We start from the raw sequence: 26,950 nt of genomic DNA, 5'->3' as shown, positions 1-26,950 counted from the left end.
CCCCTGATGGTGCTGCTGCCGCTGCTCGGCGCGGCGCTCGCGCTCATGCTCGGCCGGCGGCAGCGCGCGCAGATGGTCGTGAGCACGCTCGTGCTCGCCGCCGTGGCCGTCATCGCGGCGGTGCTGCTGGCCGAGGTCGACGCCTCGGGGTCGGGCGTCGCGGTCGCGGTCGGCGCGTGGCCGCCCCCGTTCGGCATCGTGCTGGTCGTCGACCGGCTGGCGGCCATCATGATCATCATCTCGGCGCTCATGCTGCTCGGCGTGCTCGTCTACGCCGTCGGCCAGGGCATCGCCGACCAGCACCGCGAGACGCCGGTGTCGATCTTCCACCCGACCTACCTGATCCTGTCGGCCGGGGTGTTCAACGCGTTCGTGGCCGGCGACCTGTTCAACCTCTACGTCGGCTTCGAGATCCTGCTGTCGGCGAGCTACGTGCTGCTGACCCTCGGCGGCACCGGCGAGCGCATCCGCGCGGGCGTGACGTACATCATCGTGAGCCTCGTCTCGTCGCTGTTCTTCCTCAGCGCCATCGCCCTGGTGTACGGCGCGACGGGCACCGCGAACATCGCGCAGCTGTCGGTGCGGATCGCCGAGCTCCCGCAGGACGTGCAGCTCATCCTGCACCTGCTGCTGCTCATCGCGTTCGGCATCAAGGCCGCGGTGTTCCCGCTGTCGTTCTGGCTGCCCGACTCGTACCCGACCGCCCCCGCGCCGGTCACGGCGGTGTTCGCGGGCCTGCTCACGAAGGTCGGCGTCTACGCGCTGATCCGCACCGAGACGGTGATCTTCCCCGAGTCCGACCTGTCCACGCTGTTCCTCGTGATCGGCGGGCTCACGCTGGCCGTCGGCATCCTCGGCGCCCTGACGCAGGCCGACATCAAGCGCCTGCTGTCGTTCACGCTCGTCAGCCACATCGGCTACATGATCTTCGGCATCGGGCTGGCGAGCATCGCCGGACTCGCGGCGACGATCTACTACGTCATCCACCACATCAGCGTGCAGACGACCCTGTTCCTCACGACCGGCCTGATCGAGCGCTTCGGGGGGTCCACGTCGATCACGCGCCTCGGCGGGCTCCGGAAGGCGTCGCCGATGCTGGCCGTGCTCTTCTTCGTACCCGCGATGAACCTCGGCGGCATCCCGCCGTTCTCGGGCTTCCTCGGCAAGGTGGGGCTCTTCCTCGCGGGTGCGGATGCCGCGGGCGGCACGCCGGCGACCGAGACGCTCGGCACCTCCTCGCCCGGTCCCGACTGGCTGATCTGGACGGTGATCGGGGTCGGCGCCGCGACCTCGCTCGTCACGCTGTACGCCCTCACGCGCTTCTGGAACCTCGCGTTCTGGCGGCCCAAGGGCGAGCTCGAGGGCTACCGCTCGCGCCTCATCGACTCGGTGCAGGAGGCGCCGGCCGGCGCGACGGTCGTCGCGACCCGCACGACGCCCGTGCCGATGCTCGCGGCGACCGCCGCGCTCGTCGCGCTGACCATCGCGCTCACGGTGTTCGCCGGCCCGCTCTACGAGCTGTCGAGCCGGGCGGCCGAGAACCTCCGCGACGCGACGGTGTACGTCTCGATCGTCTTCCCGAACGGGGGTGCGCTGTGACCGACGGAACGAACGAACGCCGTTCCCCGGAGCCCGATCGGCGCGTCCCGGCACCGCCCGAGCCGGCGGCGACGACGGGCGCCTCCGCAGCCCAGCTGAGCGGCTGGCAGGCCGTGTGGCGGCAGCTGCCGCTGCTCGCGGCGCTCGTCGTGCTCTGGCTCTTCCTGTGGGACCACGTCGACGTGCTCACGGTCACGACGGGCGTCCTGCTCGCGATCGGCGTCACGCGCGCCTTCTACCTCCCGCCCGTGCTGCTGAGCGGCCGCTTCAACCCGTGGCGGGGCCTCCTGCTCGGCCTGTGGATGATGTTCGACGTCGTGGTGGCCTCGATCCAGGTCGCGTTGCGCGCGGTGCAGCCGGGCTGGACGCCGATGAACGCGATCATCGCGGTGCAGCTGCTCACCCGCTCGGACCTCGTCACGACGCTGACCGCCGAGGCCATCACGGTGGTCCCCGGCACCGTCGTCGTCGACATCGACCGCGAGCGCGGCCTGCTCTACCTGCACGCGTTCGGCACGCGGACCGATGCGGACCTCGAGAAGGCCCGGGCGCACGTGCTCGCCACCGAGGAGCGGATCGTGCTGGCGATCGGCACGCACGAGCAGGCCGAGGCGGTTCGCGCGGCCCGCCGGCAGCGGAAGGCGGAGGGCCGGCCGCCGTCCGAGACGGAGCCGGTCGAGCTGCCGGATCGGGAGGGGGACGCATGAGCGCGCTCACCGTGATGGGGCTCGTCGCCGGGGTCATGTTCGGCGTCGGCGCGATCGCCGCGCTGGTACGGATCATCCGCGGGCCGACGATGCTCGACCGGGCACTCGCGACCGACGTCCTGCTCGCGATCGCGATGTGCGGGCTCGCGGCCGAGATGGCGATCAACCGCCACACCGACACGCTCGTCGTGCTGCTCGTGCTCGCGCTCTTCGCCATCGTCGGGTCGATCGCGATCGCCCGCTTCATCGGGAAGGAGGACCGCTCGTGAGCGTCGTCGAGCTGGGCGTGGGCGCCCTCATCCTCCTCAGCGGCTTCCTGTCAATGGCGGCCGGGATCGGCGCGCTGCGGTTCCCCGACGTGCTGAGCCGCCTCCACGCGGCGACGAAGCCGCAGGTGCTCGGGCTCGCGGTCGTGCTGCTCGCGATCCTGCTGCGCGCACCGAGCTGGGGCGTGCTGTCGACCATCGTCCTCGTCATGACGTTCCAGTTGCTCACCCAGCCGATGACCGCGCACATGCTCGGGCGCGCCTCGTACCGCTCCGACGCGCTGCGGCACGACCTCCTCATCCGCGACGACCTCGGTCGCGACATCGCCGAGCACGAGCACGACGGCGAGGACGTGGGGGCGCCCGACTGAGCCGCGCCCGACCGAGCCGGCGGGCGCCGGCTCAGCCGGGGGGCGTTGCGGCACTCCGCGACCTCTGCGCACAATGGGCCCGAGGCACCGCCCGTGCCGAGGAGGGACCGTGGATCGCGTCTGGTACGTCGCCTACGGGTCGAACCTGAGTTCCGCGCGCTTCCGCTGCTACGTCGCCGGCGGCCGCCCGGAGGGCGGAGCCCGGACCTACGTGGGCTGCCGGGACCGCACCGCGCCCGCCGAGGACGCGCCCGTCGCCGTGCCCGGTGCCGTCTACTTCGGCGGCCGCTCGCGGGTGTGGGGCGGCGGGATGGCGACCTACGACCCGCACGCGCGCGGCAGCGTCGCCGGCCGGGCGTACCTGCTCACGGTGGGCCAGCTCGCCGACGTGCTGGCCCAGGAGACCCGCACCCCGGTCGAGGCCGCCCTGGACCTGCGCCGGCTGCACCCGTCGACCGGGCGGCTGCACCTGGGCCCCGGTCGGTACCGCACGCTGTTGCGCGTCGGGGCCCGGCGCGGCATACCCATGGTCACGCTCGCGGGCGACGGGGACCGGGACGTCGCCGCCCCCTCGGCCCCGTACCTCCGCACGATGGCCGAGGGCCTGCACGAGTCCCGGGGCTGGCCGCCGAGCATCGTCGGACGCTACCTCGCCGCGCTCGCCGGCGCGCGACCGAGGTGGTCGCCGACGGCGATCGCCGACCTGGCCCGCGTCGCGGCCTGACGCACCGGCCGCAGGCGCGCCCGGCCTCAGGCGCGCCCGGTGAAGTGCGGCGTGCGCTTCTCCTGGAAGGCCGCGAACCCCTCGCGGTAGTCCTCGGTGTCGCAGAGCGCGGCCTGCGCGCGGTTCTCCTCGGCCATCGACGTCCAGAGCCCGACGCGCCGGTCCCGCAGCTCGGCGACGAGGCGCTTCGACGCCACGAACGCCTGGGTGGGGCCGGATGCCGCGGCGTGCGCGGCGGCACGCGTCTCCTGGAGCACCTCGTCCGCCGGGAAGACCCGCGAGAAGAGTCCGGCCGCGACGGCCTCGCTGCCGGACATGAGCCGGCCGGTCACGATCAGGTCCATGGTGCGGTGCGCGCCGAGCCGCTCGGTGAACAGTGCGTGGCCGCCCGAGTCGAGCGTCGCGCCGAGGTTCTTGAACGGCGATCCGACCTTGGCGGTGTCGGCGACGTAGACGATGTCGGAGGCGATGAGCAGCCCGAGGCCGACGCCGAGGCAGGCGCCGTGCGCGACCGCGAAGGTCGGCGCGGGGAAGCGCGACATCCGCTTGAGCAGCGGCTCGACGAGGCCGCCGAGGTAGCCGTGCACGTCGTCGTCGCGCGGGTCGACGCCGGCGATGTCGCGGCCGGCGCAGAACGCCCGGCCCTCGCCGCGCAGCACGAGGGCGCGCACGCCCGTGAACTCGGCCTGGTCGTACGCCTCGCCGAGCTCGGCGAGCGCCGCCTCGCCGAGCGCGTTGAGCTTCGCGGGCGCGTTCAGCGTGATCTCGGCCACGCCGTCGTGGATCTCGAGGTCGATCATCCGTCTCTCTTCTCTCTCGTCATCGAGTGATGCCGGTCGCGCCGAGGGATCCCGGTGCGCCGGCATCACTCGGCGGCAGCGGTCTCACTCGGCGGGGCTGGTGCCGCGGACGGCTCACACGTCGTAGTCGACCACGACGCGGTCGGATGTCGCGTGCGACTGGCAGGTGAGCACGTATCCGCGCTCCAGTTCCTCGGGCTCGAGGGCGTAGTTCTCGGTCATGTTGACGCTGCCGTCGACGACCCGTGCGCGGCAGGTGCCGCACACGCCGCCCGCGCACGCGAACGGCACGTCGGAGCGCACGCGGAGCGCCGCGTTGAGGATCGACTCGTTCGCGCTGACCGGGCTGTCGACGGTCGACGAGAGGCCGTCGAGCGTGAACTCGATCGCGACGGTCGGCTCGCCGCGCTCGACCGTGACGGGCCGGCCGTGCCGGGGCTCGGTGGCGCGGTCGGCGTCGGTCGTGAAGAGCTCGTACCGGACCCGGCCGACGGGCACGTCGCGGGCCTCGAGCGTGTCGCGCGCGAGCTGCACGAGCTCGAACGGCCCGCACAGGAACCACTCGTCGACCGTCGACGGCGGGATGAGCGCGTCGAGCATGCGCTCGAGCTTCTCGGCGTCGATGCGTCCCGAGAGGAGCGGTGCGGTGCGCTGCTCGCGCGAGAGCACGTGGTGCAGCGCGAGCCGGGCGGGGTAGCGGTCCTTCAGCTCGGCGAGTTCCTCCAGGAACATCACGTCGCGGGTCGACCGGTTCGTGTAGACGAGCGTGAAGCGCGCGTCGTCGGACCGGGCGAGCACGGTGTGCGCGAGCGCCATGAGCGGGGTGATGCCCGAGCCGGCGGCGATGCCGACGACGTGCTTGCCGTCGAGCGAGTCGAGGCCCGAGGTGAAGGTGCCCTGCGGGCTCATCACGTCGATGCGGTCGCCCGCGGCGAGCTCGGTGTTCGCCCACGTCGAGAACCGACCGCCGAGGTCGCGCTTGATGGCGACCGACACGCTTCCGCGCACGGGCGGCCGGCAGATCGAGTACGAGCGGCGCAGCTCGTGCCCGTCGAAGTCGCGCCGCAGCGCGACGTACTGGCCGGGCAGGTACGTGTAGTCGTCGGCGAGCTCGTCGGGCACCGCGAACGTGACCTCGACCGAGTCGTCCGTCAGCGGACGCACCTCGGCGACCTCGAGCGAGTGGAAGCGCGCGCGCCGACGCTTGGGGGCGGTGTCGCCGCCGACCGCGCTCGCGAGGAACGCGTCGGCGATCGCGGCATCCGTGTCGAGCGTGCCGGAGCCGGACCGGGCGGGGACGGTCGGGGCTCCCGTGGAGCCCAGGTTGATCGCGGCCATCAGAGCACCTTGAAGTAGTCGAAGGGCTCGAGGCAGTCGCGGCACTCGTAGAGCGCCTTGCACGAGGTCGAGCCGAAGCGGGCGAGTTCACGGGTGTTGAGCGAGTCGCAGCGCGGGCACTTGACCGCCAGCTGCAGGCGGATCGGCCCGGCGTCGCGCACGGGCGCGCTGCCGCTCGGCGCCTGGATGCCGTAGGCGCGGAGCTTGTCCTTGCCGGCCTCGCTCATCCAGTCGGTGGTCCACGCCGGCGAGAGCACCATGCGCACGTCGACCTCGTCGTAGCCCGCGTGCGTGAGCGCGAGCACGACGTCGTCGCGCATGGCGTCCATGGCGGGGCATCCGCTGTAGGTCGGCGTGAGCTCGACGTGCACGCCGCCGTCCTCGTCGACGGCGACCGAGCGGAGCACGCCCAGGTCCTCGATGGTGAGCACGGGCACCTCGGGGTCGGTCACGGTCGCGGCGACGTCCCACGCGACGCGCGAGGCGGCGTCCTTCGGCACCGGTCGAGCGACGGATGCCTCGGCGCCCGTCTCGACGACGGCGTCGGGGCGCACGTCGGCGCCGGGCCGCACCTCGGCCGCGGTCACCACGACGCTCCCGGGTGCACGCGCGCGAGCACCTGCATCTCGGCGAGCATCGGCCCGAGGTGCTCGGTGTGCTTCCCCTCGCGACCGCGGCCGTCGACGGTGAACGCGGTGCGGCCCTCCGGCCGCGCGAGGTCGGCCTCGGCGAACACCTGGTCGATCACCGCGTCGAACGGCTCGCGGAGCGACGACGGCAGCGGCGCGATGCCCCCATCGGCGAGCCGCGCGACGACGTCCTCGTCGCGGAACAGTTCGTCGACGTACGGCCAGGTCTGCTCGACGGCGCGGATCATGCGGCGGCGCGACTCGTCGGTGCCGCCCGCGAGGCGGAGGGTCCACTGGATCGCGTGGTCGCGGTGGTAGTCGACCTCCTTCGACGCCTTCGCCGCGATCGCGGCGAGCGTGGCATCCGTCGACGCCTCGAGGCGCCGGTAGAGCTCGACGAGGTAGGTGGACGCGACGAGCTGCCGGGCGATGGTGTGCGCGAAGTCGCCGTTGGGCTGCTCGAACAGCCAGGCGTTGCGGAACTCGGGCTCGTCGCGGAAGTACGCGAGGTCGTCCTCGCTGCGGCCGTCGTGGGTGCCCGCGTAGTGCAGCAGCGAACGCGCGTGGCCGAGCAGGTCGAGGGCGATGTTGCCGAGCGCGACGTCCTCCTCGAGCTCGGGCGCGCGCGTGATCCAGTCGCCGAGGCGCTGGGCGAGCACGAGCGCGTCGTCGCCGAGGCCGAGTGCGTAGGCCGCGACGTCGGCGGATGCCGCGTGGCCGGCGCCGGCCGCCTCGCCGGCGAACTCCTCGGCGAGCGCGACGCGGTCGACCGTGACGTCGCCGTGCGGGTCGAGGTCGCCGGCGTGGGGCTCGCCGCTCACAGGTGCTTCACCCCTTCGGACTTCGTGTAGTACACCGCGTGCCGGTAGTTCTTGCCCGCGGGGCTCTCGAAGAACGCGCCCTTCGCGTCGGGGTCGCTCGTCGTGACCGCGTCGGCGGGCACGACCCAGATCGACACGCCCTCGTTGCGTCGGGTGTACAGGTCGCGGGCGTTGCGCACGGCCATGTCGGCGTCGGGCGCGTGCAGCGACCCGACGTGCACGTGGCTCAGTCCGCGGTTGGCGCGCACGAAGACCTCCCACAGGGGCCAGGCCTCGGTGCCGGTCTCGCCGGGGGTGCTCATCTCGTCTCCTCGTCTCGGTCCGCTCCGTCGCGGGCCGTGGGTCTGTGTGGTCGGCGCCGGGTCAGGCGGCCGCAGCCGCCTTCGCGGCCTGCTTGCGGGCGTACTCGGCGGCGGCCTCGCGCACCCAGGCGCCCTCCTCGTGGGCCTCGCGGCGGCGGCGCAGGCGCTCGGCGTTCGCGGGGCCGCGACCGGCGAGCACCTCGTGGAACTCGTGCCAGTCGATCTCGCTCATGTCGTACGCCTGGCGCTCCTCGTTCCACTTCAGGTTCGGGTCGGGGAGGGTCACGCCGAGCACCTCGGCCTGCGGCACGAGCATGCCGACGAAGCGCTGACGCAGGTCGTCGTTGGAGAAGCGCTTGATGTTCCACGCCATCGACTGCGCCGAGTTCGGCGACTCGTCGTCGGGCGGGCCGAACATCATGAGGGAGGGCCAGTACCAGCGGTTCACCGCGTCCTGCGCCATCTCGCGCTGCGCCTCGGTGCCCTGCATGAGCTCGAGCAGGATCTCGAAGCCCTGCCGCTGGTGGAACGACTCCTCCTTGCAGATGCGCACCATCGCGCGGCCGTAGGGGCCGTAGGAGGCGCGGCAGAGCGGCACCTGGTTGCAGATCGCTGCGCCGTCGACGAGCCATCCGATGGCGCCCATGTCGGCCCACGTCGGCGTCGTGTAGTTGAAGATCGACGAGTAGCGCGCGCGGCCCTCGATGAGCTGTTGCATCATCTCCTCGCGCCCGATGCCGAGCGTCTGCGCGGCGGAGTAGAGGTAGAGCCCGTGGCCGGCTTCGTCCTGCACCTTGGCCATGAGGATGGCCTTGCGCTTGAGGCTCGGCGCCCGCGAGATCCAGTTCGACTCGGGCTGCATGCCGATGATCTCGGAGTGCGCGTGCTGGCTGATCTGGCGGATCAGCGTCTTGCGGTACGCGTCGGGCATCCAGTCGCGCGGCTCGATGCGCGAGTCCTGCGCGATGAGGTCGTCGAAGCGCGCCTGCGCGGCTTCGTTCTCGACCACGGTCAGGTCGGCGGGTGCGGTCATCGTCGACTCCAATGCTCTCGGGACCGGATGGTGCGGTGTCGGACCACTTACCAACCGATCGTTCAGTTAGTATATGCTGAGGTTCTGCGCCGGGGCAATCAGGGCCGCCGGCGACTCCCCCGCACTCGATGAGGAGCAGCGCATGACGGATGTCGCGACCGAACGCCAGGGCGGCGACCGACCGGCCGACGAGCAGGCGGATGCCGCGGCATCCGATCGCCTCAACCGCGAGATGATGCAGCGCGACCTCGCCTCGGCCATGCTCGGCATGATCGTCGAACGCGACGACCCCGGCCACGCGGTCGTGTCGATGCGCGTGCGGGAGGACATGACCAACGGGTTCGCCATCACCCACGGCGGACTCGTCTTCACGCTGGCCGACACGGCCTTCGCGATCGCGTGCAACGAGGACCACCGGGTCACCGTCGCCGCGGGCGCCGACATCACCTTCCTGAAGTCCACCGTCGCCGGGCAGACGCTCACCGCCACCGCGGTGCGCCGGGCCCGCAGCGGCCGGACCGGCCTCTACGACGTCACGGTCGTCGACGAGCAGGGCGACGCCGTCGCCGAGTTCCGCGGCCGCTCGATCTCCACCAACCGCACCATCTGACCCCCGGGAGCCACCGTGTCGACGACGACCCTTCCGCAGTCCCCCTCCGTTTCGGGCCTCGTGCCCGCCGCGCCCGACGAGCTCGATCCCGAGGAGCGCATGTCGCGCGCCGAGATCGAGGCCCTCCAGCTCGAGCGGCTGCAGTGGACCGTGCGCCACGCCTACGAGAACGTCCCGCTCTACCGCCGCAAGTTCGACGAGCACGGCGTGCACCCCGACGACATCCAGACCCTGGCGGATGTGGCGAAGCTCCCCTTCACGACGAAGGACGACCTCCGGCAGACCTACCCGTTCGGCATGTTCGCCGTGCCGATGGAGCAGGTCGCGCGCATCCACGCCTCCTCCGGCACGACCGGTCGCCCCACCGTCGTCGGCTACACGCACGACGACCTCGACCGCTGGGCGACGCTCGTCGCCCGCTGCCTGCGCGCCTCCGGCGTGCGCCCGGGCATGAAGGTGCACAACGCCTACGGCTACGGCCTGTTCACGGGCGGCCTCGGCGCGCACGCCGGCATCGAGAAGCTCGGCGCGACCGTCATCCCCATGTCGGGCGGGCAGACCGCACGCCAGGTGCAGCTCATCCGCGACTTCGAGCCCGACGCCATCATGTGCACACCGAGCTACCTGCTCACGATCGCCGACGCCATGGAGGAGGCGGGCATCGACCCGCGCTCGACGTCGCTCAAGACGGCGATCCTCGGCGCCGAGCCGTGGACGAACGAGATGCGGCAGCGCCTGCAGGACCGCCTCGGGATCGACGCCGTCGACATCTACGGCCTCTCCGAGGTCATGGGACCGGGCGTCGGCAACGAGTGCCTCGAGACCAAGGACGGCCCGCATCTCTGGGAGGACCACTTCCTGCCCGAGGTCATCGACGGCGAGACCGGCGACCAGCTGCCGGACGGCGAGAAGGGCGAGCTCGTCTTCACGTCGCTGACGAAGGAGGCCTTCCCGGTCATCCGCTACCGCACCCGCGACCTGACCCGCCTGCTGCCCGGCACCGCGCGCCCCGGCATGCGCCGCATGGAGAAGATCACGGGCCGCAACGACGACATGATCATCCTGCGCGGAGTGAACCTGTTCCCCACCCAGATCGAGGAGCTCGTGCTCGGCATCGAGCACCTCACGCCGCACTTCATCCTCGAGCTCACGCGAACGGGCAACATGGACGACCTCACGGTGCGGATCGAGCGCCACCCCGACCTCGAGATCGAGGCCTGCCAGGCCGCGACCGTGGTGCTCGCAGGCCGGATCAAGGAGTTCATCGGCTCCTCGGTGTCGGTCCGGCTCGAGGAGCCCGGCACGCTGCCGCGCAGCGAGGGCAAGTACAAGCGCGTCTACGACCTGCGCGAGCCGCGCTGATGCGCCTCGTCGCCGGGATGCCAGACTGAAGCGGATGTCAGGGAACACGATGCTCCGACGAGGACGCCCGGGCTACGACCAGCAGGGCATCCTCGAGGTCGCCGTCGCCGCCTTCAACGAGTACGGCTACGACGCGACGTCGATGGGCGTGCTCGCCGACCGGCTCGGCCTGTCGAAGTCGGCGATCTACCACCACTTCACGTCGAAGGACGAGATCCTCGAGCGCGCGCTCGACCAGGCGCTCGGCTCGCTCGAGGGCGTCCTCGACGAGGCGGGGGCGGCCACGGGAACGGCGGCTGACCGGCTCGACCACGTGCTGCGCGGCGCGGTCCGCGTGCTCGTCGAGCAGCTGCCGTACGTGACCCTGCTGCTGCGCGTGCGCGGCAACACCGACGTCGAACGACGCGCGCTCGCGCGTCGGCGCGCGTTCGACAAGCGCGTGACCGCGCTCGTCGCCGAGGCGCAGGCCGAGGGCACGCTGCGCAGCGACATCGACGTGCGCGTCGTCGAGCGGCTGCTCTTCGGCATGATCAACTCGATCGTCGAGTGGTACCGCCCCGGCGGACGCGAGGACGCCGATCGACTCGCCGACGACGTCGTCGCCGTCGCACTCGACGGGCTGCGGGTGCCGACCTCCTGAGGAGCGTGGTCCTCCCTCGGGTCGCCCGTCCGGTTCGTCCGTTCGAGGTCGCTGGTTCGGGTCGCTCGGCGGATGAGGTTCCGCCGCGTACTTCGGTACCGAAGTACCGAAGTACCGAGGTACCGAGGTACCGGAGCCTGCCCGAATCGACGCGGCGTCCGAGGCCGGCGCGATGGCCGAGCGCCGTGACATCCGCTCGGGCCGCTGCGAGACTGACCGGGAGGGGGACACGATGATCGAACTGCTCGACGACCTGCCCGAGGGCGTGATCGGGTTCCGCGCGATCGGGACGGTGACCGCCGCCGACTACCGCGAGGTGCTCGACCCCGCGATCGACGACGCGATCGACACCCGGGGCGTGCTCGACTTCGTGATCGTGCTCGGCGAGGAGTTCGACCACTACTCGCTCGGGGCGATGCTCGAGGACGCGAAGCTCATCGGCCGCCCGCTGTCGGCGTGGGACCGGGCGGCGTTCGTGACCGACCGCGACGTGCTCATCGGCATCGCCGTCGCCTTCGGCGGCCTGGTGCCGGGCGAGTTCCAGGTCTTCCCGATCGCGCACCTCGACGACGCCGTCGCGTGGGTGGCGGCTGGCGCGGCCGCCGCGCGCAGCTGACCGCCACGGGCGTCGCGGCCGCCTACGCGCGCGCGACCTCGGGATGCTCGGGTGGCAGGCCGTGGCGCTTCCCGGCCCGGAGCAGCTCGAGGTTGCGGCGCTCCCAGTCGAGCATCTCCTGCCGCTGGCCCTCGAGGATCCGGCTCTCGCCGCACGACGGCAGCGGCCGGCCGCACGTGCACGAACCGGGCCGCTTCGGATCGGGGTGGTGGAACGCCTGCAGCCGCCACAGCGCGACCATCGCCTTGTCGACGCGCCGCGTGGTGAGCTCGGTCGCGCGGCGCGCCCGGCGCACGAGGTCGTCCTGCAGCCCGTCGTGGATCGCCGCCCCCGCCTCGCTCCCCCGATCGAGCACGCCGGCGCGCAGCTGGTCGCGCTCGGCCGTCAGGCGCGCGATCGTCTCCGCCGCGGACTCGGCCTGCGACGCGGCCTCGTCCGCGGCGTCGCGGGCGTCGCGCTCCTGCGCGTCGACGATGCCGCGCCAGAGCGCGACGTGCTCGCGATCGCGGCGCTCGGCCTTCTCGGGGCCGAGGTGCGCGCGGCAGTGGCCGCAGACGACCTGGTCGGAGGGCGAGGCGAACCGGAACGGCTGCACGCTCTCGCAGCAGAGGCAGCGGACGCGAAGGTCGGTGTGGAGCGGATGATCGTGGGGCATGTCGGCCTTCCCGCCGGCCGCGCGGCGCGATCGCCCGGTGCGCGACCGACCCGATCAGCGTGACGGGCGCGCCGGTCGCGGGTCAAGTCGACCGACCGTCGACGCCCGCGCCCCCGGCTCGGGATCACCGGTCGAGCTGGAGCCGCGACCACGCCCACGTCGTGAGCACGCCGAACACGAGCGGCACCGACGGCACGGTGACGAGCGCGGCGGCGGGCACGGTTCCGGGCGCGATCGCCCAGAGGGCGGGTGCGACGAGCGGCACCCAGGCGCCGACGTCCGCCAGCGCGGACACCTGCGCGACCACGATGATCGCGATCGTCGCGGCGATGCCCGGCAGCAGCCCGCGCCCGAGGGTCGCCACCCACGCGGCGGGCACGGCGATGAGCGCGGAGAGCACGACGAGCACAGGGATCCGGACCAGCTCGCCGACGCCCGCGGCATCCGTCGTGCCGAACCCCATGGCGAACCCGAGCACCGCGACGACCGCCGTCAGCGCGACGGCGACGCCGACCGACCAGGCGGCGTAGACGAGCAGCTTGCCGAGCGCGATCGCCGCCCGCGAGACGGGCAGGCCGAACAGCGCGGCGACCGTGCCGTCGGCGAACTCGCGGCCGAACGTCCAGCTCAGCGCGACGCCGAAGGCGAGCAGTCCCGCCGCGGCGGTGATCTGCAGCACGACCCCGACGAGCCCGGCCCAGCCGGGCACCCCGGCGAGCGGTCCGAGCTTGGCGAGCACCTGCTCCTCGCCGGATGCCGCGGCGAGCAGCATCACGAGTGCGAGCGCGCCGATGCCGGCGACCAGCAGCACCGTGGTCGACGCCATCACGCGCGACGCGGTCGCCTTGCGCGCCTCGACCGCCACGGCGGCGCCGAGGCCCGCGAACGGGGCGAGCGGGCGTCGCCGCCGTGGCGCGTGCGCCGTCGCGCGGGGCGGGGCGTCGGTGCGAGTCGCCCGGGGGCTCATGCGGCATCCTCCTGCTCGGTCGGGTCGGCGGTGCGGGCCCGGTCGTCCTCGTGCACCAGGGCGAAGAACGCGCGTTCGAGGTCGATGCCCGCGGGGTCGAGGGCGCCGATGACGCGGCCGTCGTTGATGACCGTGATGCGGTCGGCCACCCGGGCGACCTCGTCGAGGTGGTGGCTCGAGACGAGGATGCCCGCGCCCGCGGCCGCGCGTCGCAGCAGCGACTCGCGCAGCACGATCACGCCGGCCGGGTCGAGCCCGTTCGTCGGCTCGTCGAGCACGACGGCGTCGGGGTCGTGCAGCAGCGCACCCGCCACGCCGACCCGCTGCCGGTTGCCGAGCGAGAGCCGGCTCGCGCGCACCCCCGCGTACCGCGCGAGGGCGAACTCCTCGACCACGCGATCGACCGCGTCCGGGATGCGTCGCGGCTCGAGGCCGTGCAGTCGGGCCGCGGCTTCGAGGTTCGCGCGGCCCGTCAGCTCGGCGTAGGCGAGCGGATGCTCGACGAGCTGGCCGACGCGGGCCCAGGTCGCGGCATCCGCCTCGGCCACGTCGCGGCCGCGCACGCGCACCGCGCCCGAGTCCGGCCGCAGCATGCCGAGCAGCAGGCGCATGAGCGTCGTCTTGCCGGCGCCGTTGAGGCCGACGAGCGCGTGGATCTCGCCGGGCTCGACGGTCAGGTCGATGCCGTGCACTCCTGCTCCACCGCGGAAGGCGCGGGCGACCATGCGGGCCTCGAGCCGGGGCGCCTCGGCCGCTGCGGCGCTCACGGCGTCGCCTCCGTCTGCTCGCCCGTCACGACGTCGAGGGCCCGATCGAGGGCCGCACCGAGGGTGTCGATCTCGCCGTCGGCCCACGCGTAGAGGCCCGTGACCAGGGCGGCGAGCACGGCGGATGCCGCGGCGCGCGCCTCGAAGGCCGGCGCGCCGTCGGCCACGAGCCGGGCGACGATCGCCTGCTCGGTGTTGCCGGTGCTGCGCCACATCGCCCCGCGCAGGGCCGGCGTGCGCGAGCCGATGCGCACGCGACGGCGGATCTCGGGGTGGTCGGGCTCGGGCACCGCCTGCCAGGCCGAGCGGATGCCGCGGGCGGCGCGCTGGATCGGGGGGAGGTCGCGCGGCTCGCGCGCGATGCCCGACGCGATCATCGGGTCGTACGGGTCCTCGAGGACCAGCGCCTCCTTGCTGGCGAAGTACCGGAAGAACGTCATCTCGCTGACGCCCGCAGCGGCGGCGATCTGCGCGACGGAGGTCTCGTCGTAGCCGTCGCGCTCGATGAGCTCGAGCCCGCGGTCGACGAGCCGCTGGCGCGTGCGCGCGCGCTTCGGGGAGAGCTCGGTCGTGGTCACCCTCAGAATGTTAGTGACTCACATTTCATTCCACAAGCGTTCAGCGCGCATCCCCCGAACACTCGGGCTCGTGTTCTACCATCGAGTCGTGCCCGACGTGATCCGCCCTGCCCGTTCGCGCGCCCGGAACATCGTGCGCGTCGCGGTGGCGACCCTCGTCGGAGCCGTGGCCGGCGCCGTCACCAGCATCACGCTCGCCGTCGGCCCGCTCGCCTCGACCGAACTGCCCGAGAGCGAGCGCGTCCCCGCCAACCCGCTGACGACGATCCCCGACGACCCGACCGTCCTCATCGTCGGCGACTCGTGGGCCGAGGGCATCGGCGCCACCAAGCCCGACCTCGGCTGGGCCCGGGCGGCCGCCGAAGCGCTCTCGTGGAACGCGACGATCGACGCCGTCGGCGGCACGGGCTTCACCAAGGGCAACGCGTCCGACGGACGCACCGACCTGGCCTACGACCAGCGGATCTCGGCGCACGCCGCGAGCGGCACGGAGTACGACATCATCGTCTTCCAGGGCGGGCTCAACGACTTCCTCGCGCCCCCGCGCGAGGAGACGGTCGCGGTCATCCGCGCCGTCGACATCGCGCGCCAGCGGTGGCCCGAGGCGGCCATCGTCGTGTTCGGCCCGCTCGAGCCCCTCGCCCAGGGCGTCGACCGCAGTTCCCGCCTCGAGGCCATCGCCACGGGCGCGGAGGAGTCCGACGCGATCTACGTCGACCCGAAGTCGCCGGTGCCGTGGCTCAACGAGCGCAACTCCCCGCGGTTCGACGCCGGCGACGGACTGCACCTCAACGACGCCGGCTACGCCTACGTCGCCGCCCGCTTCGCCGCGACCATCGAGTCCTACACCGACTGACCCTTCGGGACGGCGCGGTCGCGACGACGATCCGGTGCCGCACCTGTCGGACGCATCGGCGAGCATGGAGGCATGCCCTCCCCCGAGACGACCCTCGACCTCCGCGCCCGAGCCCTCGGCGCGCTCCGCGCGCTCGTCGGGCGCGACGACGCCGAGTTCCACGACGGCCAGTTCGAGGCCATCGAGGCGCTCGTGGCCGACCGTCGCCGCGCGTTGGTCGTGCAGCGCACCGGGTGGGGCAAGTCCGCGGTCTACTTCGTCGCCACGCTGCTGCTGCGCGAACGCGGCGCCGGGCCGACCGTGCTCGTCTCGCCGCTGCTCGCGCTCATGCGCGACCAGGTCGCCGCGGCCGAGCGCGCCGGCGTGCGCGCGGTCTCGATCAACTCCACCAACCCGCACGAGTGGGAGGACGTGCTGCGGCGCCTCGACGCCGACGACGTCGACGTGCTGCTCGTCTCCCCCGAACGCCTGAACAACCCGTCGTTCCGAGAGGAGCAGCTGCCGGCGCTCGTGCGCCGCCTCGGCCTCCTCGTCGTCGACGAGGCGCACTGCATCAGCGACTGGGGCCACGACTTCCGGCCCGACTACCGGCGCCTGCGCGACCTCATCGCCGAGCTGCCCGCCGACGTGCCCGTGCTCGCGACGACCGCGACCGCGAACAGCCGGGTCGTGGCGGATGTCGCCGAGCAGCTCGGCACCGACGTGCTCACGATCCGCGGGCCGCTCGCCCGGTCGTCGCTGCGCCTCGGCGTGCTGCGACTGCCCGACTCGGCGAGCCGACTGGCCTGGCTCGACGAGCACCTCGACGAGCTGCCGGGCTCGGGCATCGTCTACGCGCTCACCGTCTCGGCCGCCGTCGACACCGCACGCGTGCTGCGCGAGCGCGGGCACGACGTGCGCGCCTACACCGGCCAGACCGACCCCGACGAGCGCGAGGAGTCCGAGGGGCTGCTGAAGCGGAACGAGGTCAAGGCCCTCATCGCCACGAGCGCGCTCGGCATGGGCTTCGACAAGCCCGACCTGGGCTTCGTGCTGCACCTCGGCGCCCCGTCGTCGCCCGTGGCGTACTACCAGCAGGTCGGCCGTGCGGGGCGTGCGACCGAGAACGCCGACGTCCTCCTGCTGCCGGGGCGCGAGGACCGCGCGATCTGGCACTACTTCGCGACCGCGTCGATGCCCGACGAGGAGCGGGCGCGCCGGGTCATCGGCGAACTGTCGGACGTGCCGCTGTCGACGCCCGCGCTCGAGGCGCGTGTCGACATCCGGCGGACCCCGCTCGAACTGCTGCTCAAGGTGCTCGACGTCGACGGCGCGGTGCGCCGTGTGCGGGGCGGATGGGTCGCGACCGGCGAGCCGTGGACCTACGACGCGGAGCGCTACCGGCGCATCGCCGAGGAGCGCGAGGCCGAGCAGCAGCACATGCTCGAGTACGAGCAGGGCGAGTCGTGCCGCATGGCGTTCCTGCAGCGCTCGCTCGACGACGACACGGCGACCCCCTGCGGCCGCTGCGACGTGTGCGCGGGGGCGTGGTACCCGGGCGACGTCGACGCGGACGTCGCCGCCGCCGCAGCCGCCGCGCTCGACCGGGTGGGCGTGCCGATCGAGCCGCGCCGCGCCTGGCCGACGAGCGCCGACCGGCTCGGCGTGCCCGTGAAGGGCCGCATCGCGGCCGACGAGCAGGCCGACGAGGGCCGCGCGCTCGCGCGGCTCACCGACCTCGGCTGGGGCGCTGCGATGCGGGAGCTGTTCGCGGCCGGTGCTCCGGACGCTCCGGTGCCGCCGCGCGTGCTCGACGCGTGCGTGCGCGTGCTCGCGGAGTGGGACTGGACCGAGCGCCCCGTCGCCGTCGCCGCCGTGCCGTCCCGCACGCGTCCGCAGCTCGTCGCCTCGCTCGCGGAGGGCATCGCCGGCATCGGCCGGCTGCCGTACCTCGGCGAGCTCGCCCCGGTCGACGGCGGTCCCACGGGCGCGCCCGGGGGCAACAGCGCGTTCCGGCTGGCGAACGTCTGGGAGCGCTTCTCCGCCGACGGGCTCGACGTGCCCCCGGGCGGCGTCCTGCTCGTCGACGACCAGGCTGACAGCCGCTGGACGCTCACGGTCGCCGCCCGGACGCTGCGTCGGGCCGGGGCGACCGCCGTCCTGCCGTTCGTGCTCGCGCTGCGCGGCTGACCCACGTCGGCCCCGGGACCTACGATCGATCGATGACTCGAGAGCTGTGGGACCGTGAGGCGGCGACGTTCGACCGGGAAGCCGACCACGGGCTCGCCGCCCCCGCGACCCGCGCGGCATCGCGGGAACTCGGCCGTCGAGGCGACCCGGATCGTCCGCTCGGTCCGGGCCGAGGCCGAGGTGCGCCCGCACGACGAGGCGGCGTTCTGGGGCAGGGAGATCGACGACGAGCGGTAGCTGCTCGTCAGCGTGAGATGAATCGAGCTGCTCGGCCGAGCGCGTGCCGCCCCGAGGAGGGACGGGGTCGCCGCGCTAGCGTCGAGGCCATGGAGTTCCGAACCGCACGCCCCGACGACTCGGCGGCGCTCAGCGAACTCACGCTGGCCGGCGTCGCGTACTGGGGCCACGACGTCAACTTCCCCGAGGCCGTGCAGCATCTCAGGGAGCACGACCTGCCCACCCCGGAGTTCATCGGGTCGAACACGGTCGAGGTGCTGGTCGACGACGACCGGTCGGTCGGCTTCTACAGCCTCTCCCAGGAGGACGGATTCGTCGACCTCGTCCACATGTTCCTCGCCGTCGACCTGATCGGAACCGGACTCGGCCGTCGGCTCTTCGAGCGCGCGACGGGCGTCGCCCGCGGACTCGACGAGCGCATGCGCATCCTGTCCGATCCCGAGGCGACGGGGTTCTACGCCGCGATGGGCGCCGAGCTCGAACGGGAGGTGGAGGCCGCCCCCGGCTTCCGCCTCGGCCTCATGTGGCTCGACCTCCGCGAGCCCGCCGAGCACCCCTGACGGCGGGGCGGCCCGATCGCCACCCCGCCGTCGCCGGCCGTCAGGCCGGCTGCACCTGCGCGTCGGCGCCCACGGTCGCGTCGCCGTCGGCGTCGCCCGTCGGTTCCTTCGCGACGAGCGTGAGCACGTCGTACGTCGCGACGAGCTCGTCGTCCTGGTTCTTCAGCACCGCGTCCCAGCGCACCTCGCCGTACTCGTCGGTCTCGCGCGGCGTGATCTGCTTGGCCGTGAGCTCGACGCGGATCGAGTCGCCGGGGGAGACCGGCGTGATGAAGCGCAGGTTCTCCAGGCCCGAGTTGGCGAGCACGGGGCCCGGCGCGGCATCCACGAACAGGCCCGCGGCCCACGAGACGAGCAGGTAGCCGTGCGCGACGCGACCCGGGAAGAAGGGGTTCGCCGCCGCCGCGGCCTCGTCCATGTGCGCGTAGAACGTGTCGCCCGTGAAGTGCGCGAACGTCTCGATGTCCTCGAGCGTGACCGTGCGCGCGGGGGAGGCGACCTGGTCGCCGATGCGGAGCTCCGCGAGCGACTTCCGGAACGGGTGGCGCTCGCCCGACTCCGCGAACGGACGCGCCTCGGCACCCGAGTGCCAGACGCCGGTGAGGGCGGTGAGCATGGCCGGCGAGCCCTGCACCGCGGTGCGCTGCATGTGGTGCATGACGGCGCGGATGCCGCCGAGCTCCTCGCCGCCGCCGGCGCGGCCGGGTCCGCCGTGCACGAGGTGCGGCACGGGCGAGCCGTGTCCGGTCGACGTGCGCGCGTCGTCGCGGTCGAGGAAGAGGAGGCGGCCGTTCATCGCGGCGATGCCGGACGCGAGTGCGACCGCGACATCCGGATCGTGGGTGGCGACGCTCGTCACGAGCGAGCCGCCGCCGCGCGCGACGAGGTCGACCGCCTGGTCGAGGGAGTCGTAGCCGATGACCGAGGCGACGGGACCGAAGGCCTCGACCTCGTGCACGGCCGCGGCCGTGGCATCCGGGAACGACAGGAGCATGGGCGAGACGAACGCGCCCTCGGGGTCGGGGCCCGTCGAGCCGTCCGCGAGCACCACGTCGGGCGCGTCGGTCGACCCGACGACGACCTCGCCGCCGGCCTCGCGGAGGCGCGCGACCTGGCGGAGCACCTCGTCGCGCTGCGCGAGCGAGGCCAGCGGCCCCATGGTCACGCCCTCGGCGCGCGGGTCGCCGAGCACGACCTTGGCGGCGAGTCGCTCGCGGACCGCGTCGACGACCGCGTCGACCGCCTCGGCCGGCACGATCGCGCGGCGGATCGCGGTGCACTTCTGCCCGGCCTTCGAGGTCATCTCGACGACGAGCTGTGCGATGTACGCGTCGAACTCGGGCGTGCCCGGCAGGGCGTCGGAGCCGAGCACCGAGGCGTTGATCGAGTCGGTCTCGCTCGTGAACCGCACACCGCCCGTCTGAACCGAGTCGTGCGCCCGCAGCTTCTCGGCGGTCGACGCCGAGCCGGTGAAGCCCACGAGGTCGCCGAGCCGCAGGTGGTCGAACAGGTCCGGCACGCTGCCCGAGACCAGCTGGAGCGAGCCGGCCGGCAGGAGGCCCGACTCGACGAGGATCCGCACGAACGCCTCGGCGAGGTAGCCGGTCGGCGTCGCGGGCTTCACGACGGTCGGCACACCGGCGAGGAACGCGGGCGCGAACTTCTCGAGCGAGCCCCAGACGGGGAAGTTGAACGCGTTGATCTGCACGGCGACGCCGGGCAGCCGCGTGTAGACGTGGCGTCCGATGAACGAGCCGTCCTTCGACAGCGGCTCGACCGGGCCGTCGACGACGACCTTCGCGTTCGGCAGTTCGCGGCGGCCCTTCGACGAGTACGTGAAGAGCACGCCGATGCCGCCGTCGATGTCGACCCACGAGTCGCGCTTGGTGGCGCCGGCGCGCGCCGACACCTCGTAGAGCTCGGCCTTGCGCTCGGTGAGCGCGAGCGCCATCTGCTTGAGGAGCACGGCCCGCTGGTGGAAGGTGAGCTCGCCGAGCGAGCGCTGCCCGACCGTGCGGGCGTGCTCGAGCACCGCGCCGAGGTCGAGCCCATCGGTCGACACCCGGGCGACGACCTCGCCGGTCGACGCGTCGCGCACCTCGGCGGCGGATGCCTCGGCGGAGGCGTCGGGCGTCCACCATGCGTCGCGGACGTAGCTGGGCAGGATGCCGGTCATTCTGGTCTCCTCGGTGGTGTTCGTGTCGGCCGCGCTCGCGCCGGCCGTGTCGGTGTCGGCGCGCGTCACTGCGCGTCCCAGACGTGGAAGCCCTCGCCGGTCTTGCGACCGAGCTTGCCCTCGGCCACCATGCGGCGGAGCAGGGCGGGCGGCTCGAAGCGCTCGCCGAGCTCGCCTGCCAGGTACTCGGCGATGCCGAGCCGCACGTCGAGCCCGACGAGGTCGGTGAGCCGCAGCGGGCCCACGGGGTGCTTGTAGCCGAGCACCATCGCGGTGTCGATGTCCTCGGCGGAGGCGACGCCCTCCTCGAGCATGCGGATCGCCTCGAGTCCGAGCGCGACCCCGAGGCGGCTCGATGCGAAGCCCGGGGCGTCGTGCACGACGATCGGCGCCTTGGCGATCGCCTCGACCCAGCCGCGCGCCTGCTCGACCAGCGCGCCGTCGGTCGCGGTGCCGCGCACCACCTCGACGAGCGTCGAGGCGGGCACCGGGTTGAAGAAGTGCAGGCCGAGGAACCGGGCCGGGCGTTCGAGCCGCTCGGCGAGCACGTCGATCGAGATCGACGACGTGTTGCTCGCGAGCGCGGCATCCGCCCCCAGCACCGCCTCGACGCGCGTGAGCGCGTCGACCTTCAGGCCGAGGTCCTCCGGCACCGCCTCGACCACGAGGTCGGCCCCGCCGAACTCGGCGGCATCGGTCGCGACGGCGAGCCGCGCGGCGATCGCGTCGGCGGCCTCGTCGGTCGTGCCGCGGGCGACGGATGCCGCGACGGAGTCGAGCACGCGCGTGCGCGCCGCGTCGGCGGCCTCGTCGTCGCGTTCGACGACGGTCACGCGGGAGCCTGCGAGCAGGAACGCGTGCGCGATGCCCGCGCCCATGCGGCCGCCGCCGAGCACGCCGACGCGCTCGGGCGTCGACGGGGTCGCGGCGGGCACGGCGGGAGTCGTGGTCGGGTCGGTCACTCGGCGCTCCTCTGCTTCGCGGCCCGGCGCTCCAGGAACGCGGTCATGCGACGGTGCTTCTCGGGACTCTCGAACAGCACGGCCTGCTCCTCGAGGTCGACGTGGGGGTGGTCGGCGCGAGGGGCGCGGAGCACGCGCTTGGTCGCCATCGTCGCCGCGCGGTCGTTCTTCGCGATGCGGTCGGCGACGGCGTGGGCCTCGGCGAGCAGGTCCGCCGTCGGGTGCACGCCCGTGATCAGCCCGATCGAGAGGGCCTCGGCGGCGTCGACGATGCGGCCGGTGAGCAGGAGCTCGGTCGCGCGCGCCTCGCCGACGAGCTCCTTCAGCCGCCAGGTCGCGCCTGCCGCCGGGATGATGCCGAGCCCGGTCTCGGGGTTGCCGAACTTGGCGTCGGGCGTGGCGATGCGGATGTCGGCGGCGAACGCCAGCTCGGCGCCGCCGCCCAGCGCCCAGCCGTCGACCGCGGCGATGACGGGCATCGGCAGCTCGTTGATGCGGATGAACGCGTTGGCGTTGATGCCCGCCCTCGCGTCGGCCGCGGTGCGCTCGCGCATCTGCGCGATGTCGGCGCCCGACGCGAACACGCCGTCGGTGCCCGTGATGATCAGGATGCGCGGGTCGGCCTCGAGCTCCGCGCACAGCGCGTGGATGGCGTCGATCGTCGCCTGGTCGATCGCGTTGCGCTTGTCCGGCCGATTCAGGGTCGCGACGACGCGATCGTCGGCGCGCTCGACGAGGAGCGGCGACGGCGTGTCCGGCGAGACCGCGACATCCGGCGCGTTCATCGGACGCCCTCGACGATCAGCGCGCTGCCCTGGCCGACGCCCACGCACATGGTGGCGAGGCCGTAGCGGGAGCCCTCGCGCTCCATGCGGCCGAGGAGCGTGACGACGAGCCGGGCGCCGGACGAGCCGAGCGGATGCCCGAGCGCGATCGCGCCGCCGTCGACGTTGACCCGCTCGGGGTCGAGTCCGAGCCGGCGGATGCTCGCGAGCGACTGCGTCGCGAAGGCCTCGTTGAGCTCGACCGAGCCGATGTCGTCGAGCGAGACGCCCGACCGCTCGAGCGCCTTCTCGGTCGCCGGCACGGGACCGAGGCCCATGATCTCGGGTGCGAGTCCGGCGGCGGTGCCGACGACGACCCGCGCGCGCGGGGTCAGTCCGTAGCGCTCGACGGCCTCGCCGCTCGCGACGACGATCGCGCTCGCGCCGTCGTTGAGCGAACTCGAGTTGCCGGCCGTCACGACCGAGCCGCCCTTCACCACGGGGCGGAGCGTCGAGAGCACCTCGAGCGAGGTCTCGCGGCGCGGGCCCTCGTCGACGAGCACCTCGCCCTTCGCGGTGGGCACGCCGACGATCTCGGCCTCGAACCGGCCGGCGTCGATCGCGGCGACCGCGCGCTGCTGGCTGCGCAGGGCGAAGGCGTCGGCGTCCTCGCGGGTGATGCCGTCGACGCGGGCGACCTCCTCGGCGGTCTCGGGCATCGAGAACGTCGCCTTGTCGCGGGCGAGCAGCTTCGCGTTGGGGAAGCGCCAGCCGATCGACGTGTCGTAGGCCTCGCCGGGCTTGGCCCAGGGCTTCTCGGGCTTGGCCTGCACCCAGGGCGCACGCGTCATCGACTCGACGCCGCCGGCGACGATGAGGTCCGCATCGCCGGCGCGGATCGCCTGCGACGCCATGGTGATCGCCGACATGCCCGAGGCGCAGAGGCGGTTGACGGTGATGCCGGGCACCGAGTCGGGGAGACCGGCGAGCAGCACCGACATCCGCGCGACGTTCCGGTTGTCCTCGCCCGCCTGGTTCGCGGCGCCGAGGATGACCTCGTCGATCGCCCCCTCCTCGAGCGCGTCGAACTCGAGGCCGGCGCGACGGATCGCCTCGCCGACGACGAGGCTCGCGAGGTCGTCGGGCCGAACGCTCGCGAGCACCCCTCCGTACCGACCCACCGGGGTCCGCACCCCGCCGACGAGATACGCCTCCGCCATGCCTGCTCCTGACCACGTCGTCCGGACGGCGGCGCCGCTGCGGGCCGCCGCGTCATCCCCTCGGTTGAATTCCAACCGACCGTTCAGTCAGTAAGTATGCCGAACGGATGGCGCATCCGCCAGTCGAGCGCGGATGCGGACGCGTGATCAGCCGCCGTCGGTGGGCTCGGGCGCAGGCTCGGCGGTCGCGGTCGGGGTGGGCGCCGCCGGCTGGGGGCCGAAGAAGATCCACTGGCCGCCGAGGCACTGGAAGAACGCGACCGACTCGGTGTCGATGTAGACGTCGCCCTCGGTCGTGCAGGTCTTCGGGTCGGGGTCGCCCTGGCCCAGGAGCACCTGCGTGCCCGGGGTTCCGGGCTCGCCCCGCGGACCCGGTTCGCCCTGCGGTCCCGCCGTGCCCTGCGGTCCGGTCGCCCCGGTGAGGTGCTCGACCGCCTCGGCCTTGAGGTTGCCGGCGACCTGCCAGTCGCCGTCGCGGAAGACGTACAGGTCGGTGGTGTCGACGTCGATGTAGACGTCGCCGTCGTAGCCCTTCCCGGACTCGGGCGCGCCCATGCCCACGCGCACGGCCGACCCGGCGGGCAGGATCTCGGCGAGCGCCTCCTCGTAGTCGACCTGCTCGGCCGAGGCCGACGGCAGCGGCTGCGGCGTGTCGTCCGCCGACGGCGCGCCGGTCGAGCGGGCGAGCCACGCACCGAGGAACGCCGCGAGGAACGACAGCACGACGATCGCCACGCCGAACCACGACAGCATCGCGCGGCTCACGGTGGCGACGGCCGCGCTGCCCTGCCTCGGACCCGACTCGTCGCTCATGCGCTCCCCGTCCCCCGCCGCGGCGCTCGCAGGCGGTCGCTCGGACGCGGCAGGGCGCGTCGGTCCGACCATATCGCCGGGCGTCGCCGATCCCGGCGCCTGCCACTCGCGTTTCTCAGGGGCGGAACGCGGGATCCGCACCGTGCTCAGGAGGACACGCCGCGTCGTGCATCGACGTGCGGCGTGTCCTCCTGAGAAACGCGAAGGGCGCCCGGGGGTCAGGCGTCGGCGAGCAGCTCGTCGCCGAGGCGCACGTCCTCGAAGTCGACCTCGATCTCGGCGCGGCCGAGCAGGTCGGCGAGCCGGCGCTGCCGGTTGCGGGTGATGAGCGTCACGACGCGACCCTCGCGGCCCGCACGGCCGGTGCGGCCGGCGCGGTGCAGGTACGTCTTGTACTCGTCGGGCGCATCGGCCTGGATGACGAGGTCGATGTCGTCGACGTGGATGCCGCGGGCGGCGACGTCCGTCGCGACGAGCACGTCGACGCGACCGCTCGTGAGCTGCTGCAGGTTGCGCGTGCGCTTGGACTGGTTGAGGTCGCCGTGGAGGGCGACCGCGCGGATGCCGGCGTCCTCCAGGTGGTCCGTGAGGTCCTCGGCGAAGGCGCGCGTGCGCGAGAAGACCAGGGTCTTGCCGTCGCGGTCTGCGAGCTGGGCGACGAGGTCGCGCTTGTCGCGGTGGTCGATGACGAACACGCGGTGCTCGATCGTGCCCGAGGCCTGGTCCTCGCCCGCGACCTCGTGCACCGCCGGCTCGACCAGGAACTCGTCGACGAGCGCGGCGACGCCGGTGTCGAGAGTGGCCGAGAAGAGGAGCCGCTGGCTGCCCTCGGGGGTGCGGCGCAGGATGCGCTGCACCGGCTCGAGGAACCCGAGGTCGCACATGTGGTCGGCCTCGTCGAGGACCGTGACCATGACCTCGGAGAGGTCGAGACGGCCCTGCTCGATGAGGTCCTCGATGCGGCCCGGCGTACCGATGACGATGTCGACCCCGCGCTGCAGCGCACCGACCTGGCGACCCTGCGGGACGCCGCCGTAGATCTGCGTCGTGAAGAGGCCGACGCTCTGCGCGATCGGCTGCACGGTGCGGTCGATCTGCAGGGCGAGCTCGCGGGTCGGTGCGAGGATCAGCGCGCGGGGCCTCCGGCCCATCTGGCGCTTGCCGCCGGACTTGCCGGACGCCGCCCACTCCTGCATGAGTCGCTCGACGGTCGGGGCGCCGAAGGCGATGGTCTTGCCGGAGCCGGTGCGGCCGCGGCCGAGCACGTCGCGGCCCTCGAGCACGACCGGGATGGTCGCGGCCTGGATCGGGAACGGCGTCTCGGCGCCGAGGCGCGCGAGCGCGTCGACGATGTTGCGGCCGAGGCCGAGGTCCGCGAACGCGACGCCGTCGACCTCGTCGGCCGTCACGGCCTCGGCCTGGAGGCGCTCGAGCACGACGTCGTCGGAGGGCTCGAAGCGCTCGGCGCGGGGCTCGTCGGAGAAGAACGAGGAGGGCCGGCGCTCGGAGTCGCGGAAGCCCGGGCGATCGAACTCACGCGAACGGCGGGGGGCTCGCTCGTCGCGGTCGAACCGGCGGTCGCCGCGGTCGAACCGGTCGTCGCGACGGGGCGCACGCTCGTCCCGGTCGAACCGGCGCGGGGCACGGTCGTCGCGGTCGAAGCGACGCTCGCCGCGGTCGCCGCGGTCGTCACGACGCGGGGCCCGGTCGTCGCGGTCGAAGCGGCGCGGCGCACGCTCGTCCCGGTCGAACCGGCGCGGGGCACGATCATCGCGGTCGAACCGACGGTCGCCGCGGTCGCCGCGGTCGAACCGGTCGTCACGACGCGGGGCCCGGTCGTCCCGGTCGAAGCGGCGCGGCGCACGCTCGTCCCGGTCGAACCGACGCGGCCCGCGGTCGTCGCGCTCGGCGCGGCGGTCGTCGCGACCCGGACGATCGGCGCGGTGCTCGGTCCGGCCCTTCGCGACGCGCTCCTCGCGCGTCCAGCGCGGCGCCTTGGCGGACTCGGCGTCCTCCGGGCGGTGGCCGCGGTGCTTCGGGCTGCGCGAGCCGGGCTTCTGCGTGGAGCCGCCGCGACCGGGGGTGCGGCGGGCGCCCTGTCGGGCGGGGTCGAAGTCGCGGGCGACGCGGCCGCCGGCGGGCTTGCGGTTCTTGGGCATGGGGACTGCTTCCTGGTTGCTCGTGTACGTGGCAACCGGCTGCGCACGCAGCGCAGCACGACTGAGAACCCGGCAGCATCGTGGACCGGGGCCGTTTCACATACCTTGTGATGCTCCCCGCGCAGATCGCCCGGGGATCCGGCCCACTGGACTCACGTTTCCGCGCACGGCGCGGCGTCCGATGACCGACCCCGCAACGATACCGGACAGGCGCCTGTGAATCCGCCCGACGGCCGGATTCCGCCTCGG

The 26,950-nt window shown here is 73.3% G+C and carries 29 protein-coding genes; 13 read left to right on the top strand and 16 right to left on the bottom strand.

Translation table 11 applies throughout. From position 1 onward, the window contains the following. The first annotated feature begins 6 nt into the window (after positions 1–6). The 5 genes from ABD230_RS09885 to ABD230_RS09865 all read left to right on the top strand — a co-directional run bounded on the left by ABD230_RS09885 (position 7) and on the right by ABD230_RS09865 (position 3,667). Positions 7–1,599, top strand: coding sequence for a Na+/H+ antiporter subunit D (locus ABD230_RS09885; protein ID WP_344373299.1), 1,593 nt, complete (start codon positions 7–9; stop codon positions 1,597–1,599). Further along, on the top strand, positions 1,596–2,306 hold the full coding sequence (locus tag ABD230_RS09880) for a Na+/H+ antiporter subunit E (protein WP_344372530.1): 711 nt from the start codon (positions 1,596–1,598) through the stop codon (positions 2,304–2,306). Before ABD230_RS09885 ends, ABD230_RS09880 begins: the two co-directional genes overlap by 4 nt. Further along, positions 2,303–2,575 (top strand): MrpF/PhaF family protein, encoded by a 273-nt coding sequence (locus ABD230_RS09875; RefSeq protein ID WP_344372524.1) that lies wholly within the window; start codon positions 2,303–2,305, stop codon positions 2,573–2,575. The genes ABD230_RS09880 and ABD230_RS09875 overlap by 4 nt, the downstream gene beginning before the upstream one ends. Continuing rightward, positions 2,572–2,943 carry a monovalent cation/H(+) antiporter subunit G gene (gene mnhG, locus ABD230_RS09870; RefSeq protein ID WP_344372521.1) on the top strand — a complete coding sequence of 124 codons (372 nt, stop codon included), beginning with the start codon at positions 2,572–2,574 and terminating at the stop codon, positions 2,941–2,943. Before ABD230_RS09875 ends, mnhG begins: the two co-directional genes overlap by 4 nt. Before the next feature lie 109 nt (positions 2,944–3,052). Further along, positions 3,053–3,667, top strand: coding sequence for a histone deacetylase (locus tag ABD230_RS09865; RefSeq protein WP_344372518.1), 615 nt, complete (start codon positions 3,053–3,055; stop codon positions 3,665–3,667). Positions 3,668–3,693: 26 nt separating this feature from the next. Here ABD230_RS09865 and ABD230_RS09860 read toward each other — a convergent pair whose 3' ends face one another. The 6 genes from ABD230_RS09860 to paaA all read right to left on the bottom strand — a co-directional run bounded on the left by ABD230_RS09860 (position 3,694) and on the right by paaA (position 8,590). Continuing rightward, the gene (locus ABD230_RS09860) at positions 3,694–4,467 is read right to left on the bottom strand and encodes an enoyl-CoA hydratase/isomerase family protein (protein ID WP_344372515.1); all 774 of its coding nucleotides are present in this window, start codon (positions 4,465–4,467) and stop codon (positions 3,694–3,696) included. 114 nt (positions 4,468–4,581) lie between these two features. After that, the gene (gene paaE / locus ABD230_RS09855) at positions 4,582–5,805 is read right to left on the bottom strand and encodes a 1,2-phenylacetyl-CoA epoxidase subunit PaaE (protein ID WP_344372513.1); all 1,224 of its coding nucleotides are present in this window, start codon (positions 5,803–5,805) and stop codon (positions 4,582–4,584) included. Then, positions 5,805–6,305, bottom strand: a complete 501-nt coding sequence (gene paaD, locus ABD230_RS09850) for a 1,2-phenylacetyl-CoA epoxidase subunit PaaD (protein ID WP_344373297.1) — start codon at positions 6,303–6,305, stop codon at positions 5,805–5,807. Before paaD ends, paaE begins: the two co-directional genes overlap by 1 nt. Positions 6,306–6,388: 83 nt before the next feature. Beyond that, positions 6,389–7,255 carry a 1,2-phenylacetyl-CoA epoxidase subunit PaaC gene (paaC, locus tag ABD230_RS09845; RefSeq protein WP_344372511.1) on the bottom strand — a complete coding sequence of 289 codons (867 nt, stop codon included), beginning with the start codon at positions 7,253–7,255 and terminating at the stop codon, positions 6,389–6,391. Beyond that, a complete protein-coding gene (paaB, locus tag ABD230_RS09840) occupies positions 7,252–7,557 on the bottom strand; it encodes a 1,2-phenylacetyl-CoA epoxidase subunit PaaB (protein ID WP_067948099.1) in 306 nt (101 codons plus the stop codon). Before paaB ends, paaC begins: the two co-directional genes overlap by 4 nt. 61 nt (positions 7,558–7,618) lie before the next feature. Continuing rightward, positions 7,619–8,590 carry a 1,2-phenylacetyl-CoA epoxidase subunit PaaA gene (paaA, locus tag ABD230_RS09835; RefSeq protein ID WP_344372506.1) on the bottom strand — a complete coding sequence of 324 codons (972 nt, stop codon included), beginning with the start codon at positions 8,588–8,590 and terminating at the stop codon, positions 7,619–7,621. Positions 8,591–8,732: 142 nt separating this feature from the next. Between paaA and paaI the strand changes: the two genes are divergently transcribed. The 4 genes from paaI (at position 8,733) to ABD230_RS09815 (ending at position 11,818) form a co-directional block, all read left to right on the top strand. After that, on the top strand, positions 8,733–9,200 hold the full coding sequence (gene paaI / locus ABD230_RS09830; RefSeq protein ID WP_425546209.1) for a hydroxyphenylacetyl-CoA thioesterase PaaI: 468 nt from the start codon (positions 8,733–8,735) through the stop codon (positions 9,198–9,200). A gap of 99 nt (positions 9,201–9,299) precedes the next feature. Further along, on the top strand, positions 9,300–10,562 hold the full coding sequence (gene paaK / locus ABD230_RS09825; RefSeq protein WP_344373292.1) for a phenylacetate--CoA ligase PaaK: 1,263 nt from the start codon (positions 9,300–9,302) through the stop codon (positions 10,560–10,562). A gap of 34 nt (positions 10,563–10,596) precedes the next feature. Next, positions 10,597–11,202, top strand: coding sequence for a TetR/AcrR family transcriptional regulator (locus ABD230_RS09820; protein WP_344372502.1), 606 nt, complete (start codon positions 10,597–10,599; stop codon positions 11,200–11,202). A gap of 232 nt (positions 11,203–11,434) precedes the next feature. Continuing rightward, positions 11,435–11,818, top strand: coding sequence for a SpoIIAA family protein (locus ABD230_RS09815; RefSeq protein ID WP_344372499.1), 384 nt, complete (start codon positions 11,435–11,437; stop codon positions 11,816–11,818). 22 nt (positions 11,819–11,840) lie between these two features. On the opposite strand, the gene ABD230_RS09810 is transcribed toward ABD230_RS09815, so the two are convergent. The 4 genes from ABD230_RS09810 to ABD230_RS09795 all read right to left on the bottom strand — a co-directional run bounded on the left by ABD230_RS09810 (position 11,841) and on the right by ABD230_RS09795 (position 14,785). Continuing rightward, positions 11,841–12,473 carry a hypothetical protein gene (locus ABD230_RS09810; protein WP_344372496.1) on the bottom strand — a complete coding sequence of 211 codons (633 nt, stop codon included), beginning with the start codon at positions 12,471–12,473 and terminating at the stop codon, positions 11,841–11,843. Between the two features lie 124 nt (positions 12,474–12,597). Continuing rightward, positions 12,598–13,440: an ABC transporter permease gene (locus ABD230_RS09805; protein ID WP_344372494.1), complete on the bottom strand. Its 843-nt coding sequence runs from the start codon at positions 13,438–13,440 to the stop codon at positions 12,598–12,600. Beyond that, complete coding sequence (locus tag ABD230_RS09800; RefSeq protein ID WP_344372491.1) at positions 13,437–14,207, bottom strand: ABC transporter ATP-binding protein; 771 nt, start codon at positions 14,205–14,207, stop codon at positions 13,437–13,439. Before ABD230_RS09800 ends, ABD230_RS09805 begins: the two co-directional genes overlap by 4 nt. Next, positions 14,204–14,785: a TetR family transcriptional regulator gene (locus tag ABD230_RS09795; protein WP_344372488.1), complete on the bottom strand. Its 582-nt coding sequence runs from the start codon at positions 14,783–14,785 to the stop codon at positions 14,204–14,206. The genes ABD230_RS09800 and ABD230_RS09795 overlap by 4 nt, the downstream gene beginning before the upstream one ends. An 88-nt stretch (positions 14,786–14,873) precedes the next feature. On the opposite strand from ABD230_RS09795, the gene ABD230_RS09790 reads away from it, so the two are divergent. From ABD230_RS09790 to ABD230_RS09775, 4 genes are all read left to right on the top strand, one after another. After that, positions 14,874–15,641 (top strand): SGNH/GDSL hydrolase family protein, encoded by a 768-nt coding sequence (locus ABD230_RS09790; RefSeq protein ID WP_344372485.1) that lies wholly within the window; start codon positions 14,874–14,876, stop codon positions 15,639–15,641. A 72-nt stretch (positions 15,642–15,713) separates the two neighbouring features. Next, positions 15,714–17,810, top strand: coding sequence for a RecQ family ATP-dependent DNA helicase (locus ABD230_RS09785; RefSeq protein WP_344372480.1), 2,097 nt, complete (start codon positions 15,714–15,716; stop codon positions 17,808–17,810). Positions 17,811–17,864: 54 nt separating this feature from the next. After that, positions 17,865–18,047: a hypothetical protein gene (locus ABD230_RS09780; protein WP_344372477.1), complete on the top strand. Its 183-nt coding sequence runs from the start codon at positions 17,865–17,867 to the stop codon at positions 18,045–18,047. Between the two features lie 89 nt (positions 18,048–18,136). Next, complete coding sequence (locus tag ABD230_RS09775) at positions 18,137–18,607, top strand: GNAT family N-acetyltransferase (RefSeq protein ID WP_344372475.1); 471 nt, start codon at positions 18,137–18,139, stop codon at positions 18,605–18,607. 40 nt (positions 18,608–18,647) lie between these two features. Here the strand turns inward: ABD230_RS09775 and paaZ are convergent, their stop codons facing one another. From paaZ to ABD230_RS09745, 6 genes are all read right to left on the bottom strand, one after another. Then, entirely contained in the window at positions 18,648–20,783 is a 2,136-nt protein-coding gene (paaZ, locus tag ABD230_RS09770; RefSeq protein WP_344373290.1) for a phenylacetic acid degradation bifunctional protein PaaZ, read from the bottom strand. Between the two features lie 65 nt (positions 20,784–20,848). Next, positions 20,849–21,745 (bottom strand): 3-hydroxyacyl-CoA dehydrogenase family protein, encoded by an 897-nt coding sequence (locus ABD230_RS09765; protein WP_344372470.1) that lies wholly within the window; start codon positions 21,743–21,745, stop codon positions 20,849–20,851. After that, on the bottom strand, positions 21,742–22,530 hold the full coding sequence (locus ABD230_RS09760) for an enoyl-CoA hydratase/isomerase family protein (RefSeq protein ID WP_344372467.1): 789 nt from the start codon (positions 22,528–22,530) through the stop codon (positions 21,742–21,744). The genes ABD230_RS09765 and ABD230_RS09760 overlap by 4 nt, the downstream gene beginning before the upstream one ends. Then, entirely contained in the window at positions 22,527–23,729 is a 1,203-nt protein-coding gene (locus ABD230_RS09755; protein ID WP_344372463.1) for a thiolase family protein, read from the bottom strand. The genes ABD230_RS09760 and ABD230_RS09755 overlap by 4 nt, the downstream gene beginning before the upstream one ends. 147 nt (positions 23,730–23,876) lie before the next feature. Then, a complete protein-coding gene (locus ABD230_RS09750) occupies positions 23,877–24,542 on the bottom strand; it encodes a hypothetical protein (protein WP_344372459.1) in 666 nt (221 codons plus the stop codon). Positions 24,543–24,760: 218 nt separating this feature from the next. Beyond that, entirely contained in the window at positions 24,761–26,701 is a 1,941-nt protein-coding gene (locus ABD230_RS09745; protein WP_344372457.1) for a DEAD/DEAH box helicase, read from the bottom strand. Positions 26,702–26,950: the final 249 nt, after the last annotated feature.

This window comes from Agromyces tropicus, assembly GCF_039531345.1.
GTDB lineage: Bacteria > Actinomycetota > Actinomycetes > Actinomycetales > Microbacteriaceae > Agromyces > Agromyces tropicus.
Note: the sequence above shows the minus strand (reverse complement) of the source record. Positions and strands in the feature narration are given on the sequence as shown.

Excerpts from the sequence above, each read along its gene's own strand:
- ABD230_RS09885 (WP_344373299.1), top strand. The coding sequence starts at position 7 with ATGGTGCTGCTGCCGCTGCTCGGCGCGGCGCTCGCGCTCATGCTCGGC.
- ABD230_RS09875 (WP_344372524.1), top strand. The coding sequence starts at position 2,303 with ATGAGCGCGCTCACCGTGATGGGGCTCGTCGCCGGGGTCATGTTCGGC.
- ABD230_RS09860 (WP_344372515.1), bottom strand. The coding sequence starts at position 4,467 with ATGATCGACCTCGAGATCCACGACGGCGTGGCCGAGATCACGCTGAAC.
- paaE (WP_344372513.1), bottom strand. The coding sequence starts at position 5,805 with ATGGCCGCGATCAACCTGGGCTCCACGGGAGCCCCGACCGTCCCCGCC.
- paaB (WP_067948099.1), bottom strand. The coding sequence starts at position 7,557 with ATGAGCACCCCCGGCGAGACCGGCACCGAGGCCTGGCCCCTGTGGGAG.
- paaA (WP_344372506.1), bottom strand. The coding sequence starts at position 8,590 with ATGACCGCACCCGCCGACCTGACCGTGGTCGAGAACGAAGCCGCGCAG.
- paaI (WP_425546209.1), top strand. The coding sequence starts at position 8,733 with ATGACGGATGTCGCGACCGAACGCCAGGGCGGCGACCGACCGGCCGAC.
- paaK (WP_344373292.1), top strand. The coding sequence starts at position 9,300 with ATGTCGCGCGCCGAGATCGAGGCCCTCCAGCTCGAGCGGCTGCAGTGG.
- ABD230_RS09820 (WP_344372502.1), top strand. The coding sequence starts at position 10,597 with ATGTCAGGGAACACGATGCTCCGACGAGGACGCCCGGGCTACGACCAG.
- ABD230_RS09815 (WP_344372499.1), top strand. The coding sequence starts at position 11,435 with ATGATCGAACTGCTCGACGACCTGCCCGAGGGCGTGATCGGGTTCCGC.
- ABD230_RS09810 (WP_344372496.1), bottom strand. The coding sequence starts at position 12,473 with ATGCCCCACGATCATCCGCTCCACACCGACCTTCGCGTCCGCTGCCTC.
- ABD230_RS09805 (WP_344372494.1), bottom strand. The coding sequence starts at position 13,440 with ATGAGCCCCCGGGCGACTCGCACCGACGCCCCGCCCCGCGCGACGGCG.
- ABD230_RS09785 (WP_344372480.1), top strand. The coding sequence starts at position 15,714 with ATGCCCTCCCCCGAGACGACCCTCGACCTCCGCGCCCGAGCCCTCGGC.
- ABD230_RS09775 (WP_344372475.1), top strand. The coding sequence starts at position 18,137 with ATGGAGTTCCGAACCGCACGCCCCGACGACTCGGCGGCGCTCAGCGAA.
- paaZ (WP_344373290.1), bottom strand. The coding sequence starts at position 20,783 with ATGACCGGCATCCTGCCCAGCTACGTCCGCGACGCATGGTGGACGCCC.
- ABD230_RS09760 (WP_344372467.1), bottom strand. The coding sequence starts at position 22,530 with ATGAACGCGCCGGATGTCGCGGTCTCGCCGGACACGCCGTCGCCGCTC.
- ABD230_RS09755 (WP_344372463.1), bottom strand. The coding sequence starts at position 23,729 with ATGGCGGAGGCGTATCTCGTCGGCGGGGTGCGGACCCCGGTGGGTCGG.
- ABD230_RS09750 (WP_344372459.1), bottom strand. The coding sequence starts at position 24,542 with ATGAGCGACGAGTCGGGTCCGAGGCAGGGCAGCGCGGCCGTCGCCACC.
- ABD230_RS09745 (WP_344372457.1), bottom strand. The coding sequence starts at position 26,701 with ATGCCCAAGAACCGCAAGCCCGCCGGCGGCCGCGTCGCCCGCGACTTC.